Raw genomic sequence first — 16,851 nt, 5'->3', positions numbered from 1 at the left:
GGGGGCGCGAGTCAGAAATATGTACGCTGTGCGCCTGGCCTGACACTGCAACCGGGTGACCTCGTCAGACGAGGGCGCCCAACCTAGGATCCAGGTATGTTCGACGACAAGTCCATTTTCATTTCCGGGGGAACCGGTTCGTTCGGGCGTCGCTTCATCGAACGGCTGCTTGAGCGTTACCGGCCGCGACGCGTCGTGGTGTTCTCCCGGGACGAACTGAAGCAGTACGAGATGCAGCAGCGCTTCAATGCGCCGTGCATGCGTTACTTCCTGGGCGATGTGCGCGATGCCGAGCGTGTGCGTCAGGCCATGCGCGGCATCGACTATGTCGTTCATGCCGCGGCGCTCAAGCATGTACCTGCTGCCGAGTACAACCCCACCGAGTGCATCCGTACCAACGTCAATGGTGCCGAGAACATCATCGCCGCCGCGATCGAGAACGGTGTTCAGAAAGTCGTCGCGCTGTCCACCGACAAGGCCGCTAGCCCTATCAACCTGTATGGCGCGACCAAGCTGCTGTCGGACAAACTGTTCGTGGCCGCCAACAATTTCGCTGGGCAGCAGGACACCCGTTTCGCGGTGGTTCGCTACGGCAACGTCGCCGGCTCGCGGGGCTCGGTGGTGCCGTTCTTCAAGCGTTTGATCGAGGAGGGCGCCCGCGAGCTGCCGATCACCGACCCTCGCATGACGCGTTTCTGGATCACCCTGGACCATGGCGTGCAATTCGTGCTCGACAGCTTTGCCCGCATGCACGGCGGCGAAGTGTTCGTGCCCAAGATTCCCTCCATTCGCATCGTCGACCTGGCCAGCGGCATGGCCGGGCACCTGCCGCAGAATGTGGTTGGCATCCGTCCGGGCGAGAAGCTGCACGAATTGATGATCCCCTTGGACGATGCGCGGATGACCCTCGAATTTGGCGATCATTTCACCATCGTGCCGTCGATTCGCTTCAACCATATGGATGTCGATTTCGCTGTCGACCGCGTCGGTGAAACCGGTCGCTGGGTTGCCGAAGACTTCGAGTATCGCTCCGACACCAACCCCGCTTTCCTGACCGTGGAGCAACTGACCGACCTGCATGCCGGGTTGCCAGCATGATTCCCTATGGCCGGCAGAACATCGACCAGGCGGACGTTGCCGCGGTCGTCGAGGTGCTGCAGTCCGACTGGCTGACCCAAGGCCCGCTGATCGAGCGCTTCGAGCAGGCTATCGCGCAGCGCTGTGCTGCGGGCTACGCGGTGGCGGTGTGCAACGCCACCGCCGGCTTGCACCTGGCCTGTCTCGCCGCAGGTCTGGGAGACGGTGACTATTTGTGGACCAGCCCCATCAGTTTCGTCGCGTCGGCGAACTGTGGTCGCTATTGCGGGGCCAGCGTCGACTTCGTCGACATCGACCCGTACACCTGGACGATCGATGCCGGAGCACTGGCGGTCAAGCTCGAGCAGGCTGCCCGGGAACGGCGCTTGCCCAAGGTCGTGGTCGCGGTGGCGTTCGCCGGGCAAAGCGCCGACATGCGTGCGATCGCGGCGCTGGCCCGGCAGTATGGTTTCACCCTGATCGAGGATGCGGCCCATGCAGTCGGTGCGCGCTATGCGGGGGCGCCGGTTGGCTGCGGCGAATTTGCCGACATGACGGTGTTCAGTTTTCACCCGGTGAAGATCATCACCACGGCCGAAGGCGGCATGGTCCTTACCAATCGAGCCGACCTGGGCCAGCGCTTGCGCTTGCTGCGCAGCCATGGGATCACCCGTGACGCCAGCCAGATGACCGAGGAGAGCCACGGCAGTTGGTACTACCAGCAACTGGAGCTGGGGTTCAATTACCGCATTACCGACCTACAAGCCGCTCTGGGGCTTTCCCAGCTGACGCGACTCGATGCGTTCCTTGCCCGTCGCCGCGAGCTGGCGTCTCGCTATCAGCGTCTGCTGGCGCACTTGCCGGTGACTGTCCAGGCGCCCCAGGCGGAAGCCGAGTCCGCCTGGCACCTGTTCGTGATTCGTCTGAAGAGTGATCGTCTGCAGTGTTCGCATCGAGCGGTGTTCGAGGGCATGCGGGCCGCGGGGGTTGGGGTCAACCTGCATTACATCCCCATTCACTTGCAGCCGTATTACCGCGATTTGGGTTTCAGCCTGGGGGACTTCCCGCAGGCCGAACGCTATTACGCGGAGGCCCTTAGCCTGCCGATGTACCCGGACCTGACCGACGCTCAGCAGGACCATGTGGTCGACAGCCTGTACAGGCTGCTTGACGCGTCCAGGGCCAATGCGTATGACTGAGCGTCCGCAAGGTAATGTCGCGATCATTCCCGCTCGCGGTGGCAGCAAGCGGATCCCGCGCAAGAACCTCAAGACCTTCGCCGGGTTGCCGATCATTGCCCACTCGATCCGGGCAGCACTGTCCAGTGGCCTGTTCGAACAAGTAGTGGTCAGTACCGACGATCCGGAAATCGAAGCGGTGGCACGGGAATTTGGCGCACAGGTGCCGTTTCGGCGGCCGGCTTCCCTGGCCGACGACCATGCGACTACCCATGCCGTGGTCAGCCATGCCCTACAGACCCTGGCAAGCCAGGGGCACGTCCTGACCCATGCGTGTTGCATCTACGCCACCGCACCTTTCGTGCAGCAGCGCTACCTGCAAGAGGGGCTGGCATTGCTGCGGCAGCACCCCGAGCGCTCCTTCGCCTTTTCAGTATGCAATTTCGGCTTTCCCGTCCAACGGGCGCTGACCCTGGACGATCAGGGGGCGCTGGTGCCGTTGTACCCGCAGTTCCGTGAAACCCGATCGCAGGACCTGACGCCGGCTTACCAGGATGCCGGACAGTTCTACTGGGGGCGTGTGGATGCCTGGTTGCGGCACGAGGTGCTGTATTCCGAGCGCAGCTTGCCGGTGATCATTCCGCAGCATCTGGTTCAAGACATCGATACCGAGGATGACTGGCTGCGCGCGCAATACCTCTATGCGGCGCTGAAGGCCGGCGGGGAGCTGGCCCCATGAGGGTGCTGGTGAGGGCGGACGCCTCCTCGACGATGGGTGTCGGTCACATAGCACGTTGCCTGACCTTGGCCAACGCCCTGCGTGAGCGGGGAGCGCAGGTCAGTTTTGCCTGCTGCCTGCTCGACGGTCATCGGCGGGAGGCCATTGAACAGGAAGGGTTCGAGGTCTTTGCCTGGGAGCAGCCTCCGCAACAGCCTGGCGTCGAGCCTTGGGCCGCGGATATCGCCGCGCTGCGCGAGGTGTTGCCGGAGCGCGCTGGATTCGATTGGGTGGTTGTCGACCACTATGCCCTGGATGCGCGCTGGGAGCAGGCTGCCCGGGTAGTGGCCCAGCGCGTCGCGGTGATCGACGACCTGGCCGACCGCGCCCACGTGGCCGACCTGCTGCTGGATCAGAATTTCAACGCTAGCGAGGCGCTTTACGCTCCCTTGTTGACACCGACCTGCCGACGTTTGCTGGGGCCACGGTACGCACTGGTACGGCCAGCCTTGCAGCAGCCGGCGATTACGATCGCGCCCCAGGCCCGGCGAGTGTTGGTCAGCTTCGGCGGATTCGATGTGGCGGGTATGCTGCCCAAGACCTTGCAGGCGCTGTCCTGCATCGAAGACGTGCAAGTGACGTGTATCGCCGGGCTCGGGCACCCGCAGCGCGGGATGCTTGCCCAGCTGTGCAGCATGCGCCCCGGTTGGGAGCTGCACGCCTACGTCGACGATCTGCCGGCGCGGATGGCCGCGTCGGACGTATTCATCGGCGCCGGTGGTGGTACGACCTGGGAGCGCGCCGCGTTGGGCTTGCCGAGCCTGTGCGTGAGCGTGGCGGACAATCAGCGAGCCAATGCACAGGCGATGGCTCGGGCGGGCATGCACTTGTATCTGGGCGACGCCGCGCACGTCGATGTGCCGGCGCTGCGTCAAGCGATTGGCTTACTGCTGGATAATCAGGCCCTGCGCCAGAGCTTCGCTGAACGCAGTCGCGCATTGGTCGATGGGCGGGGGGCGCAGCGAATGGCTGTGGCCTTGCTGGGTGAGGGGCTGGTGTTGCGTCAGGGCCGGATCGAAGATGCTCGGGTGTTGTTCGACGGGCGTAACGCCCCCGAGGTGCGGCGCCGTTCGCAGCAGGGACAGGCATTGGACTGGCCAGGTCATCAGGCCTGGCTGGCCGCGACGCTGGCCGATCCGCAACGCCTGCTGTTGATCGCAGAGGCAGCCGACGGGCCAGTGGGAAGTGTGCGCTACGACCGCTTGCCGGGGCGACGCGCACGGGTATCGCTGTACCTGTTCGCAGGGCGTTTCGGCCTGGGCTGGGGCAGGGCGCTGCTCGCCCGTGGCGAGGCTTTCGTGCGTGAACGGTGGCCAGACTTGAAGGCGATAGACGCTCAGGTGTTGCCCGACAATCAGGCGTCATTGCAATTATTCATCGATGCTGGCTACGTGCAGTCTCCCTGCGCGTTCGAGCGGGTTTTCCAGGAGTAAGCCATGAACAGTTTCACTATCGGGCACCGTTGTGTCGGTCTGGACCAGCCGCCGCTGGTGATCGCGGAAATGAGCGGCAATCACAATCAGTCGCTGGCGCGCGCGCTGGAGATCGTCGAGGCGGCGGCGGCGGCGGGTGCCCATGCGCTGAAACTGCAGACCTACACTGCCGACACCATGACCCTGGACCTGGCCCATGGCGAGTTCTTCATCGCCGACCCGAACAGCCTGTGGGATGGCTCTTCGCTCTATGCGCTGTACGAAAAGGCCCATACCCCCTGGGAGTGGCACCGGCCGATCTTCGAGCGCGCTCGTGAACTGGGATTGCTGGTCTTCTCCACGCCGTTCGACGAAACCTCGGTGGATTTTCTGGAAGGCCTCGAGGTGCCGGCCTACAAGATCGCCAGCTTCGAGAACACTGACCTGCCGCTGATCCGCAAGGTGGCGGCCACCGGCAAACCGATGATCATCTCCACAGGCATGGCCAGCCTGGCGGAGCTCGAGCGCACCGTGCAGGTGGCGCGAGAGGCGGGCTGCCGTGACCTGGTATTGCTCAAATGCACCAGTACCTATCCGGCTAGCCCGCAGAACAGCAACGTGCTGACCATCCCACACATGCGCGAGCTGTTCGGCTGCCAGGTTGGTTTGTCGGACCACTCCATGGGCGTCGGCGTGGCGGTGGCGGCGGTGGCGCTGGGGGCTACGGTGGTGGAGAAGCACTTTACCCTCGACCGTGCCGACGGCGGTGTGGACGCGGCGTTTTCCCTGGAGCCTCGGGAAATGGCGGCGCTGGTGCTGGAAACCGAACGTGCCTGGCAGTCGCTTGGGCGGGTGCACTATGGCGCGACAGCGGCCGAGGAAGCTTCGCGGCGATTCCGGCGTTCGCTGTACGTGGTGCGCGACATGGCCGCTGGCGAGGTGTTCGATCGCAGCAATGTCCGGGCCATCCGTCCGGGTCTCGGGCTGGCGCCTGGCCATCTCGATGCGGTGCTCGGGCGCAAGGCCCGGCAACCCCTCAAGCGGGGCACCGCGCTGGACTGGTCGCTGCTCGACTGAGGTCCGCCCTCACTGCGACTGGTTTGCCTTGCACCGGACGCGCCTCACCTCATCGTCGAGGTGACGAGTCCTGGCAAAATATGCGATTGTCTTGAAATATTCGTGACCTATCGGTCAGAGCGGGCATCTCTCTCTGTAACCGTTAATGGGCCAGGCCTGCATTTGTTGCACGCCTGCCCCGCCTGCCGCCCAGTCCACCGGGTGGTGGATCCCGTTTTCAGGCGCCGTTCGAGTCATGCGGACGGTGGTATTGAGCTGTTATTTATTGGGAAGCCATGATGATCGGCATTAAAAGCATCGCGAGCTATGTGCCCGCTGCCGGCCTGGACAACTATGTACAAGGCGCTAAATTCGGCAAGGACGAAGCGTTCATGTTCGGCAAGATCGGCGCGAGCTTCCTGCCCCGCAAGGACGATGAACAGGAAACCTCCGATCTGTGCGTCGAAGCGGTCAACAACCTGTTCGCCGCCAATCCGCAACTCAAGCGCGAGTCGATCGACGCGCTGATCGTCGTCACCCAGAACGGTGACGAGGAAGGCCTGCCCCACACGGCGGCCATCGTCCAGCACAAGCTCGGCTTGCCGACCCATGTCGCGGCCTTCGACATCTCCCTGGGCTGCTCGGGCTACGTCTATGGCATCTATGCGCTCAAAGGCTTCATGGAGGCCGCAGGCCTGAAGAACGGCCTGTTGGTGACCGCCGACCCGTACTCGAAGATCGTCAACCCGGAAGATCGCAACACCACCATGCTGTTCGGCGATGCCGCCACCGCTACCTGGATGGGCGAGAGCGCCACCTGGCAGCTGGGCAAGGCGAAGTTCGGCACCGACGGTGGCGGCGCGCCGCACCTGAAGGTCACCGATGGCGAGTTCTACATGAATGGTCGTCAGGTCTTCAACTTCGCTTTGATCAAGGTGCCGGCGCACCTGCATGAACTGCTGGGCGAGTCAGGTCTGGAGAACAGCGACATCGACGCTTTCTGCATTCACCAGGGCAGCGCTGCGATCGTCGATGCCGTGGCGCGACGCTTCGAGGAAGATCCCGAGAAGTCCCAAGCCGACAAGTTCATCAAGGACATGCTCGAGACCGGCAACACCGTGTCCTCGAGCGTTCCGCTGCTGTTGCAGAAGCACATGTTCGACAGCACCTGGAAGCGCGTTGCCATCAGCGGCTTCGGCGTCGGCCTGTCGTGGGGTTCGGCGATTCTCTACAAGGCTGAATAAGCGCTGCCAGTAGGTTACTCTTCGGCGTTTCGCAGGTAAGGGAAGCTCAACCCATGAGCGAGTTTTTCCAGCGTAATGCTGAAGTGCTGCAGGCCCGCTGGCCAGCGCTGTTCGAGCGCTTGCAAGGCGAGGCGGACGGCGCGCTCGAAGTCGAACTGGTGGAGGGCCTGGGCTCGACCTTGAGCGTGTCCGGCGTTCAGCTCACCAGTCGGCACGACCGGCTCGCCGAAGCACGTCTGCAGGCGGCGAGCTTGCCGGTCGACAGTGCCATCCTCCATCTCTACGGTACCGGTCTGGGTGACCTGCAGCGCGTGCTGCTGGAGCGGCCGGAGCTGGTCCGGCTGCAGGTGTACCTGCTCAATGGCGCCTTGTTCAAGCTGGTGCTGCAACTGCTCGATCAGTCCGACTGGCTGGCAGACCCTCGGGTCGAACTGGCTTACGCCGGTGACAGTGCGGAAATTGCCCTGCCATTCTTCGCTTTGCCATCCGAGCGTGTGCTGGCCGATGACTTCAACGCGAAGATTCGCGACCGGCTGATCAGTGAGGCGCACCTGGCGGACAACAATCGCGCCTTCGATGCGGCTGACCCGCGCTTGCAGAAGCTGCTCGAAGACAGTTTGCCGTTGCTGCGTCAGGACCCTGATGTGGCCGACCTGTTCGGCACCCAGGCCGGACGAGACTGCTATGTGATCGCCACTGGGCCGTCCCTGGCTGGGCACCTGCCAGCCCTGGCGCGGGTGCGTGCCCAGGCTGAGCGGCCACTGTTCATCTGTGTCGACACTGCCTACCTGCCGCTGCTGCGGGCCGGCATCCAGCCTGACATCGTGGTCAGTGTCGATCACAAGATCCGCTTGCACCACTTGCCGCCGGACGACTCGGCGACAACCGCACTGGTGTACATGCCGATGCTGGACGTCGAGTTGCTGGGCAACTGGCGCGGGCCGCGCTACGCCGGCTATTCCGCCAGCGCGCTGTATGCCCAGGTGCGACAAGAGATACCGCGCGCCGAGTTGTTCGTCGGCGGCAGCGTGATTCACCCGGCAACGGACCTGGCGGTGAAAATGGGGGCGGCGTGCATTACTTTGTTCGGCGCCGATTTCGCCTTCCCGGGTAACCGCACCCATACCGGCTGGGACGACGGCGTGCTCGGTCCGTCTCTTGCGGCTGCGCAGCATTGGGTGCTCGATGGCCATGGTCAGCGGGTACGCACCCAGCTGAACTTCCGTGGCTACCTGATCGAGCTGGAGCGATTCATCGCGCGCCATCCTCAGGTGCGGTTCCACAATACCAGCCGGGCCGGCGCGCACATCGCCGGCACCACCTTCGACCCGGAGTTCTGTCCATGACTGCTGCCAATCAGGTGGGGGCCGCCCGTGAGTGTGCCGCGTTGTTGCGTCTCGGGCGGGATGTGGAGGGGGCGGTGCGCATGGTCGAGTTGTTCGATGCAGTGCTGGCGCAGGTCGACGCTGAGGCGGGGGCGGTGGTTCTGCAGGCCATGCTCGATGCGCAGCAGCGCCAGGACTGGTTGGCGCTGGCTGATTACCTCGAATACGAGCTGGTGCACCTGATCGAGCAGGGCGCCTCGCGCTGAAATGTGACGTGGTTCACAGGGGAATGGTGAGCGGGATGCCGGAGTGCGGGGCTGAAAGGCCCGATTTGCAAGGGGTGGCGCGGTGATGGCATTTTTTTTTGGAAAACCGCTAAAGCAACTTGCAAACCCGACGATAACCATTACGAAGGTTCTCTAGGCCACACCCGGCGGATGCCAGGGCCGGAAGCCGTAGTATCCATCCAACGAGGAATTCGTCATGGCATTAACCGTAAACACCAACACCACTTCGCTGGGCGTGCAGAAGAACCTGAACAAAGCTTCCGACGCTCTGAGCACCTCGATGACCCGTCTGTCTTCCGGCCTGCGTATCAACAGCGCCAAGGACGACGCCGCTGGTCAGCAGATCGCCAACAAGCTGCAGACCATGGTTACCGGTACCACCGTTGCCATCAAGAACGCCAACGACGGTAACTCGATCACTCAGACCGCTGAAGGCGCGCTGTCGGAAATCACCAACATCCTGCAGCGTATGCGTGAGCTGGCTCTGCAGGCACGTAACGACTCCAACGGCACCACTGAACGCGCTGCTCTGAACAAAGAGTTCGCTGCCAAGTCCGACGAGATCACTCGTATCGCCACCTCCACCACCTTCGGTACCAGCAAGCAACTGCTGAACGGCACCGCTGGCACCATGGAGTTCCAGGTCGGCGCAATGACTGGTACCAGCCAGATCCTGAGCGTTTCGATGACCTCCTCGTTCGCTGCATCGACCCTGGCTGTCGGCACCGGCACCCTGGCGATCTCGGGTACTTCGGACTCCGCTGTTCACACCTCGGTTGACGCCGCCATCACCGCGATCGACGCCGCTCTGCAAACCGTTGACAACAAGAAGTCGGACCTGGGTGCTATCCAGAACCGCTTCCAGTCCACCATCAACAACCTGCAAAGCATGAACGAGAACTCGGCTGCCGCCATGGGCCGTGTTCAGGACACCGACTTCGCCGCAGAAACCGCTCAGCTGACCAAGCAGCAAACCCTGCAGCAAGCTTCGACCGCAGTTCTGGCTCAGGCCAACCAGCTGCCGTCCGCCGTACTGAAACTGCTTCAGTAATAGCGCGATGAAGTTTGGCGAGGGAGTGCCTGGGCACTCTCTCGCTTTTTACTTTTAGAGGTGAAGTGCGATGGACATAAGCGTCAAGTCGAGCCCGTCGTATCCGGTGTCGCCGCTGGCCGGCAATACCCACAAGGATGATGCGGCCGAGAAAGCCTACGGGCAGGTTCGCAAGACATCGCAAGAAGACGCTCCCAAGAGCGAGGCCGAGTTGCATTCGGCTGTGAAGGAAATACAGGATTTTGTCCAGTCGTTGCAGCGCAACCTGGAATTTTCGGTGGATGATTCCACCGGTACGTGGGTCGTCAAGGTTGTCGCCCGCGACAGTGGCGAGGTGATTCGTCAGATCCCATCGGAAACTGCACTGGAACTGGCTCGGAGCTTGCACGACGTCAACAGTCTGCTCTTCGATGAGAAAGCCTGAAGGCTGGCAGGTCATTTGAATTTTTGCACCGATACTGACGAGGCAGCTCAGCTTTTCGGCGTTAACCAGAGAAGGAGGATGTAATGGCAAGTCCAATTCTACCGAGTTTGGGACTGGGTTCCGGTCTCGATACCGCGTCCATTGTGAAGGCCCTGGTTGATGCTGAGAAAACCCCCAAGCAGAGTCAGCTCGATCGTCGAACCACGGCGAACACGGCATCCATTTCGGCGGTCGGCAGCCTCAAGAGCGCGCTGACTGCCTACAAGACGGCGCTGGAAAAGCTCAACGACAGTGCCAACCCGGCGTTCCTTGGTTCCGTGGCATCGACCTCCAATGACAAGTACGTCAAGGCCACCGCTGGCAGTTCGGCGGTCAATGGTAGCTATTCGATCCAGGTCAATCAGTTGGCAACGGCATCGCGCGTGGCCAGCCAGCGCTTTACCGATAGCAGCTCGGTGGTGTCTGCCAGCGGCGGTACGCTGACCATCACCCAGAACGGCACTAATGTCGATGTCACCATTCCTGCCAACGCCACGCTGCAGCAGGCGCGTGACGCGATCAATGCCCAGGCGACGTCGAAAGGCTTCACTGCCAACATCGTCAATGACGGAACCGGTTCGCGTCTGGTGTTGAGCTCCGACACCATGGGTGCAGGCTCGGATATTTCCACCTCGGGCATTGCCGAGCTGACCATCGACCCCGCTACGCAGATGACCGACGCGGGTGGTGCTGGCCGCATCGGTAACCTGGCAGTGGATGCCCAGTTCACTATCGATGGCATGAGCCTCACCAGCAAGTCGAACAAGGTCGACAATGCGATCAGTGGCATGACGTTCGAACTGGTGTCCAAGACTGACGCGCTTTCTCCGGTGACCATCACCGTGGCCGCGAACACCGATGGCCTGAAGAAGTCTGTGCAGTCGTTCGTCGACGCCTATAACGCCTTGGTCACCACCATCAATACCGTGAGTGTGTCGGTCAAAGGGTCGGACGGTACCTGGACCTCTCCGGCGCTGGCGGGCGATTCGGCGATTCGCAGTATGCAGTCGGCCCTGCGCAACGAGCTGGTGGTGCCGGGTACGGGTGGCTCGGGCCAGCTGACCGTTCTCTCGCAGTTGGGGATCAACACCGTTCAGGGTACCGGCCTACTCGAGTTCGATAGCACCAAGTTCACCAAGGCGATCAATGATCAGAAGCTCGGTGGCGAGGTGCAGAACCTGTTCAATGGTGATGGTGGTCTGCTCGACCGCATGACCAAGGCGATGGAGCCGTTCTCGGCCTCCGGTGGTGTGCTGGACGAGCGCAACAAGTCGCTCGAGGCGGCCAAGAAGAGCTTGAGCCTGGAGCAGAGTTCCCTCGACGCTCGCATCAAGGATCTCGAGGCCTCGCTGACCAAGAAGTACAACACCATGGACACCTTGGTGGGTCAGCTCAACGCCCAGCGCGACAGCGTGCTTTCGATTTTCGAAGCGATGTCGGCCCAGCAGAAGAATTCCTGACGCACCCGGCACTTCATGGCAAGGACCTGGCATCTTCCTTCGAGTTGTCCGGTTGATGAGGCGATGGGGTGTGGTAGAGCCGACGCCAAAAGCCCGACGAAGCGTGACGCTTCGTTGGGCTTTTTGTATTCTCCCTAAAGTTTTTTGACGCCGCGCCGATAGCCCGGTCATACAGCAACCCCGTGGTGACGAGGTACCCCATGAATCCAATGTTAGCCCTTCGGCAATATCAAAAGATCGGCGCCCAGGCGCAGACCTCCGAGGCGAGCCCGCATCGTCTGGTGCAGATGCTGATGGAAGGCGGCCTGGACCGTATCGCTCAGGCCAGTGGTGCGATGCAGCGCAAGGACATCGCCGGCAAAGGCATCGCGATCGGCAAGGCTATCGGCATCATTGGCGGGCTGCGTGAAGGCCTGGATCGGGACAACATGACCGACGACCTCAATCGCCTCGACAACCTGTACCTGTACATGACTCGCCGTCTGAGCGAGGCCAATATCCATAATGATCCGGCAATCCTCGACGAGGTCAGGGACTTGCTGACCACGGTCAAGGAAGGCTGGGACGCGATCGGCGATCAGTCGACGGCACCCTGAGCCGGGAGGTTGTATGAGCGAGGTGATCGAACGTATCGAGCGAACCCGCGATGCATTGCAGGCAGCTTTGGCCAGCCGTGACTGGAATGTGGTCAGCGAGCTCGACCTTGAGTGCCGTATTTGTGTCGAGGATGTGCTGGCCGAGGCGCTCAGCAATGAGGCAGCGGTACGTTCGAGCCTGGAAAGTCTGCTGGGCGTTTATCAGCAGCTAATCGAGGTTGCAAGTGGCGAGCGTCAATCAATAGTCGACGAGATGACGCAAATCCGTCAGGCGAAAAGTGCCGCCAAGGTATACCATCTGTTCAGTTGACCACAGATGTGCAAAAAAGCCGTGCGCCATTAATTTGACTACGTGCTGTTTTTTGACTTTACTAGTGGCTGTTTTCGAATTTCAGACGTCCGAACACTGACCATTCAGTCGGAATGATCTCGAGCACGCCTAAGGGCGCCGATATGACTAGGGAAGTTGCTATTGCATGTGGCGTGAAACCAAAATTCTCCTGATCGATGACGACAGCGAGCGCCGCCGCGATCTGGCGGTGGTTCTGAACTTCCTCGGCGAAGAAAACCTCCCATGTTCCAGCCAGGACTGGCAGCGGGTGGTCGAGCCATTGTCGTCGAGTCGCGAAGTACTGTGCGTGCTGATCGGTACTGTAAAAGCTCCTGGTGGAGTGCTCGGGCTCCTTAAGACCGTGGCAGGTTGGGATGAGTTCCTTCCTGTTTTGCTTTTAGGTGAAATTTCTTCCGCGGAGTTCCCGGAAGACCTGCGCCGTCGAGTCCTGTCCAACCTGGAAATGCCGCCAAGCTACAGTCAGTTGCTCGATTCCCTGCACCGTGCCCAGGTCTATCGCGAGATGTACGACCAGGCGCGCGAGCGTGGTCGGCAGCGTGAGCCGAACCTGTTCCGCAGCCTGGTGGGTACCAGCCGGGCGATCCAGCATGTGCGGCAGATGATGCAGCAGGTGGCTGACACCGATGCCAGCGTGCTGATCCTGGGTGAGTCCGGCACCGGCAAGGAAGTGGTGGCGCGCAACCTGCACTACCACTCCAAGCGTCGCGAAGCGCCTTTCGTGCCGGTCAACTGCGGCGCGATCCCAGCCGAGCTGCTCGAAAGCGAGCTATTCGGCCACGAGAAGGGCGCCTTCACTGGGGCCATCACCAGCCGCGCCGGGCGCTTCGAGCTCGCCAATGGTGGTACGTTGTTCCTCGACGAAATCGGTGACATGCCGTTGCCGATGCAGGTCAAGCTGCTGCGCGTGCTGCAGGAACGTACCTTCGAACGCGTTGGCAGCAACAAGACCCAGAGCATCGATGTACGCATCATCGCGGCAACCCACAAGAACCTCGAGACCATGATCGAGGACGGGACCTTCCGCGAGGACCTGTACTACCGACTCAATGTATTCCCCATCGAAATGGCGCCGCTGCGTGAGCGTGTGGAAGACATCCCGCTGCTGATGAACGAGCTGATTTCGCGCATGGAGCACGAAAAGCGTGGCTCGATCCGCTTCAACTCGGCCTCGATCATGTCGCTGTGCCGTCACGGCTGGCCGGGTAACGTCCGCGAACTGGCCAACTTGGTCGAGCGCATGGCGATCATGCATCCGTACGGGGTGATTGGCGTCTCGGAGTTGCCGAAGAAGTTCCGTTACGTCGACGATGAAGACGAGCAGTTGGTCGACAGCTTGCGCAGCGACCTCGAAGAGCGCGTCGCCATCAATGGCCATACGCCGAACTTCGCCAACCATGCCATGTTGCCGCCTGAAGGGCTGGATCTGAAGGACTACCTGGGTAGCCTCGAACAAGGGCTTATCCAGCAGGCATTGGACGATGCCAACGGTATCGTTGCGCGAGCGGCTGAACGTTTGCGTATTCGTCGGACCACCTTGGTGGAGAAGATGCGCAAGTACGGCATGAGTCGCCAGGGGGGCGAGGATCAGGCTGAGGATTGATTGGGGTAAGGCTTGCGTAAGGCTGGCGTAAGCCTTGCGTAAGCCTTGCGCTGTGCGGTGTGGCGAACATCGAGCGCCGCCCGCGCGGCGCATCGCGAGCAAGGCTCGCTCCTACGTCTGTTTCGGGCCAGTAACGTCAGTGACAGGCGCGCGCGACCGCCTTGTTCGTGGGGCTCGCTATCGCGCAGACATAGTTGGCCTGAAACAACGTGCGTGTCTTGCTCGTGATGCGCCGCACCGCAAATCCCAAGGGCGTACACTGCACAAACCCCCATCTCCGGCACGGCTATTGCTACACCGCTGGCACCATACCGTTTTTATGACGGTCAGCCACGCGAGAGAGCACGATGCCCCAGGCCGCCCACTTTTCCCGAACCCCGAATCCGCAAGGGGGTGCCTCGGTCGAACAGGAGAGTCGACAGGGGCTTGAGCAGGCCTTCGCTCTGTTCAATCAGGTATCCACTCAGCTCAACGAGTCCTACAACATGCTCGAGGCGCGCGTCAGCGAGCTGCGTGGCGAGTTGGCGGTCGTCAGTGCGCAGCGCATGGATGAGCTGGGAGAGAAGGAACGCTTGGCCAATCGTTTGCAGAATCTGCTGGACTTGCTGCCGGGCGGGATCATCGTGATCGATGGGCAGGGGCTGGTGAGCGAGGCCAATCCGGCCGCGTGCGACCTGTTGGGTGAGCCGCTGGTGGGACAATTGTGGCGCGAAGTGATCGCTCGCAGTTTCGCCCCGCGCAAGGATGACGGCCACGAGGTGTCCCTGCGCGATGGGCGGCGCTTGTCCATCGCCACGCGCTCGCTGGACGCTGAGCCCGGTCAGTTGGTACTGCTCAATGACCTGACCGAAACTCGGCGCCTGCAGGACCAGTTGGCCCGTCACGAGCGCCTGTCGTCCCTCGGGCGCATGGTCGCTTCCCTGGCTCATCAGATTCGTACGCCGTTGTCGGCGGCCATGCTCTACGCCAGTCATTTGGCGGACGAAAGCCAAACCCTTGCGCCGCAGACGCGGCATCGCTTCGCCAGCAATCTCAAGGAGCGCTTGCACGAACTGGAGCACCAGGTGCGCGACATGCTGGTGTTTGCCCGTGGCGAGTTGCCGTTGGGGGATCGCATCACGCCCAAGGGGTTGTTCCAGGCGCTGCAGCAGGCGGCGCAGTCGCATGTCCAGGGGCATGCCGTGCGTTGGCAGTGTGACAGTCATCTGGGGGAGTTGCTGTGCAATCGCGACACCTTGGTCGGCGCGTTGCTCAACCTTCTTGAAAATGCCTTGCAGGCCAGTGGTGGCCAGGCTCGGATCAAGGTGCACCTGTATCGGCGAGAGCAGGTGCTGCACCTGTGTGTCAGCGATGCCGGCTGCGGTATCGCGGCTGATGTGCTCGAACGTCTGGGTGAGCCGTTCGTGACCACCAAGGCCACTGGTACCGGGCTGGGCCTGGCGGTGGTAAAGGCGGTCGTGCGTGCGCACCAAGGGCGCGTGTGCCTGCGTTCGAAAGTGGGGCGAGGCACCTGTGTCAGGGTAGAGCTGCCATTGATCGATGGGCAGCCAGTGGAGGTCATGTAATGCAGATCAAGGTGCTGCTGGTCGAGGATGACCGCGTGTTGCGCCAGGCGCTGGGCGACACCCTGGAAATCGGCGGCTATGGCTACCGCGCGGTCGGTAGTGCCGAAGAGGCGCTCGAAGCGGCAAGCGGCGAGGCGTTCAGCCTGGTGGTCAGTGATGTGAACATGCCGGGCATGGACGGTCACCAACTCTTGGCGCAGTTGCGCCGTCATCACCCCCATTTGCCGGTGCTGCTGATGACCGCTCATGCTGCGGTGGAGCGCGCCGTCGATGCGATGCGCCAGGGCGCTGTCGATTACCTGGTCAAGCCGTTCGAGCCCAAGGCGTTGCTAAGCCTGGTGGAGCGCCATGCCGCAGGGCGGGTGGGGCCGGCTGACGAAGACGGGCCAGTGGCTTGCGAGCCGGCCAGCCGGCAATTGCTGGAGTTGGCGGCGCGGGTTGCGCGCAGCGACTCCACGGTGTTGATCTCGGGTGAGTCGGGCACCGGCAAGGAAGTGCTGGCGCGTTACATTCACCAGCAGTCGTTGCGTGCGGCGCAGCCATTCGTGGCAATCAATTGCGCGGCCATTCCGGACAACATGCTCGAAGCGACCTTGTTCGGTCACGAGAAAGGCGCTTTCACCGGTGCGATCGCCGCCCAGGAGGGTAAGTTCGAGCAGGCCAACGGCGGCACCTTGCTGCTCGATGAGATTTCCGAGATGCCGCTGGGGTTGCAAGCCAAGTTGCTGCGCGTGCTGCAAGAGCGCGAGGTGGAGCGGGTAGGTGGGCGCAAGCCGGTCACGCTGGATATTCGGGTACTGGCCACTACCAACCGTGATCTGGCGGGTGAAGTGTCGGCGGGGCGATTCCGCGAGGACCTTTACTACCGTCTTTCGGTATTCCCCTTGGCGTGGCAGCCGCTGCGCGAACGCAGTGGCGATATCCTGCCGCTGGCCGAGCGTCTGCTGGCGCGCCATGTGGCGAAGATGAAGCATGCGCCGGTGCGGCTGTCCGCCGATGCGCGGGCTTGCCTGCAGGGTTATGCCTGGCCCGGCAACGTCCGAGAGTTGGACAATGCGCTGCAGCGGGCTTTGATCCTGCAGCAAGGCGGGGTCATCGAGGCGGCGGATTTCTGCCTGGCTGGCGCCATACCCTTGGCGACTTCGGGCGGTGCCATTACTGCGCCATTATCTGAAGATTTGACGGTCGAGGGCTCTGGGTTGGGTGATGACATGCGTCGTCACGAATTCCAGATGATCATCGACACCCTGCGCGCCGAACGTGGGCGCCGCAAGGAAGCTGCCGAGCGGCTGGGGATCAGCCCACGCACCTTGCGCTACAAGCTGGCGCAGATGCGGGATGCCGGGCTCGATGTAGAAGCCAGTCTGTACGGTTGAAAACCACGAATTAGCAGGATGGTGTGCGGGC

At 62.1% G+C, this 16,851-nt stretch carries 16 protein-coding genes; all 16 read left to right on the top strand.

Annotated features, from left to right (window positions below; genetic code table 11):
- Positions 1-96 precede the first annotated feature (96 nt).
- The 16 genes from pseB to VXM67_RS19120 all read left to right on the top strand — a co-directional run bounded on the left by pseB (position 97) and on the right by VXM67_RS19120 (position 16,820).
- On the top strand, positions 97-1,098 hold the full coding sequence (pseB, locus tag VXM67_RS19195; protein ID WP_023381546.1) for a UDP-N-acetylglucosamine 4,6-dehydratase (inverting): 1,002 nt from the start codon (positions 97-99) through the stop codon (positions 1,096-1,098).
- Positions 1,095-2,276: a UDP-4-amino-4,6-dideoxy-N-acetyl-beta-L-altrosamine transaminase gene (gene pseC, locus VXM67_RS19190; protein WP_023381545.1), complete on the top strand. Its 1,182-nt coding sequence runs from the start codon at positions 1,095-1,097 to the stop codon at positions 2,274-2,276. The genes pseB and pseC overlap by 4 nt, the downstream gene beginning before the upstream one ends.
- Positions 2,269-2,994, top strand: a complete 726-nt coding sequence (gene pseF, locus VXM67_RS19185; protein ID WP_367237291.1) for a pseudaminic acid cytidylyltransferase — start codon at positions 2,269-2,271, stop codon at positions 2,992-2,994. The genes pseC and pseF overlap by 8 nt, the downstream gene beginning before the upstream one ends.
- Positions 2,991-4,466, top strand: coding sequence for a UDP-2,4-diacetamido-2,4,6-trideoxy-beta-L-altropyranose hydrolase (gene pseG, locus VXM67_RS19180; protein ID WP_027908236.1), 1,476 nt, complete (start codon positions 2,991-2,993; stop codon positions 4,464-4,466). Before pseF ends, pseG begins: the two co-directional genes overlap by 4 nt.
- A 3-nt stretch (positions 4,467-4,469) precedes the next feature.
- Positions 4,470-5,522 (top strand): pseudaminic acid synthase, encoded by a 1,053-nt coding sequence (pseI, locus tag VXM67_RS19175; RefSeq protein WP_023381542.1) that lies wholly within the window; start codon positions 4,470-4,472, stop codon positions 5,520-5,522.
- Between the two features lie 278 nt (positions 5,523-5,800).
- A complete protein-coding gene (locus VXM67_RS19170; RefSeq protein ID WP_023381541.1) occupies positions 5,801-6,745 on the top strand; it encodes a ketoacyl-ACP synthase III in 945 nt (314 codons plus the stop codon).
- Positions 6,746-6,798: 53 nt separating this feature from the next.
- Positions 6,799-8,091, top strand: a complete 1,293-nt coding sequence (locus VXM67_RS19165) for a 6-hydroxymethylpterin diphosphokinase MptE-like protein (RefSeq protein WP_023381540.1) — start codon at positions 6,799-6,801, stop codon at positions 8,089-8,091.
- Entirely contained in the window at positions 8,088-8,336 is a 249-nt protein-coding gene (locus VXM67_RS19160) for a hypothetical protein (RefSeq protein WP_104881400.1), read from the top strand. Before VXM67_RS19165 ends, VXM67_RS19160 begins: the two co-directional genes overlap by 4 nt.
- 217 nt (positions 8,337-8,553) lie before the next feature.
- Complete coding sequence (locus VXM67_RS19155; protein ID WP_023381538.1) at positions 8,554-9,408, top strand: flagellin domain-containing protein; 855 nt, start codon at positions 8,554-8,556, stop codon at positions 9,406-9,408.
- A 70-nt stretch (positions 9,409-9,478) separates the two neighbouring features.
- The gene (locus VXM67_RS19150; protein ID WP_023381537.1) at positions 9,479-9,832 is read left to right on the top strand and encodes a flagellar protein FlaG; all 354 of its coding nucleotides are present in this window, start codon (positions 9,479-9,481) and stop codon (positions 9,830-9,832) included.
- A gap of 83 nt (positions 9,833-9,915) precedes the next feature.
- The gene (gene fliD, locus VXM67_RS19145; protein ID WP_023381536.1) at positions 9,916-11,331 is read left to right on the top strand and encodes a flagellar filament capping protein FliD; all 1,416 of its coding nucleotides are present in this window, start codon (positions 9,916-9,918) and stop codon (positions 11,329-11,331) included.
- 200 nt (positions 11,332-11,531) lie between these two features.
- Positions 11,532-11,927: a flagellar export chaperone FliS gene (gene fliS, locus VXM67_RS19140; RefSeq protein ID WP_027908237.1), complete on the top strand. Its 396-nt coding sequence runs from the start codon at positions 11,532-11,534 to the stop codon at positions 11,925-11,927.
- 13 nt (positions 11,928-11,940) lie between these two features.
- Complete coding sequence (locus VXM67_RS19135; protein ID WP_023381534.1) at positions 11,941-12,237, top strand: hypothetical protein; 297 nt, start codon at positions 11,941-11,943, stop codon at positions 12,235-12,237.
- Between the two features lie 166 nt (positions 12,238-12,403).
- The gene (gene fleQ, locus VXM67_RS19130; protein WP_023381533.1) at positions 12,404-13,879 is read left to right on the top strand and encodes a transcriptional regulator FleQ; all 1,476 of its coding nucleotides are present in this window, start codon (positions 12,404-12,406) and stop codon (positions 13,877-13,879) included.
- A 347-nt stretch (positions 13,880-14,226) separates the two neighbouring features.
- Complete coding sequence (locus VXM67_RS19125) at positions 14,227-15,444, top strand: ATP-binding protein (protein ID WP_104883418.1); 1,218 nt, start codon at positions 14,227-14,229, stop codon at positions 15,442-15,444.
- Complete coding sequence (locus VXM67_RS19120; protein WP_023381531.1) at positions 15,444-16,820, top strand: sigma-54 dependent transcriptional regulator; 1,377 nt, start codon at positions 15,444-15,446, stop codon at positions 16,818-16,820. Before VXM67_RS19125 ends, VXM67_RS19120 begins: the two co-directional genes overlap by 1 nt.
- The last annotated feature ends 31 nt before the right edge of the window (positions 16,821-16,851 follow it).

It is taken from the genome of Pseudomonas sp. Rh2 (genome assembly GCF_040762985.1).
GTDB lineage: Bacteria > Pseudomonadota > Gammaproteobacteria > Pseudomonadales > Pseudomonadaceae > Aquipseudomonas > Aquipseudomonas taiwanensis.
This window is presented reverse-complemented; position numbering and strand designations above follow the sequence as displayed.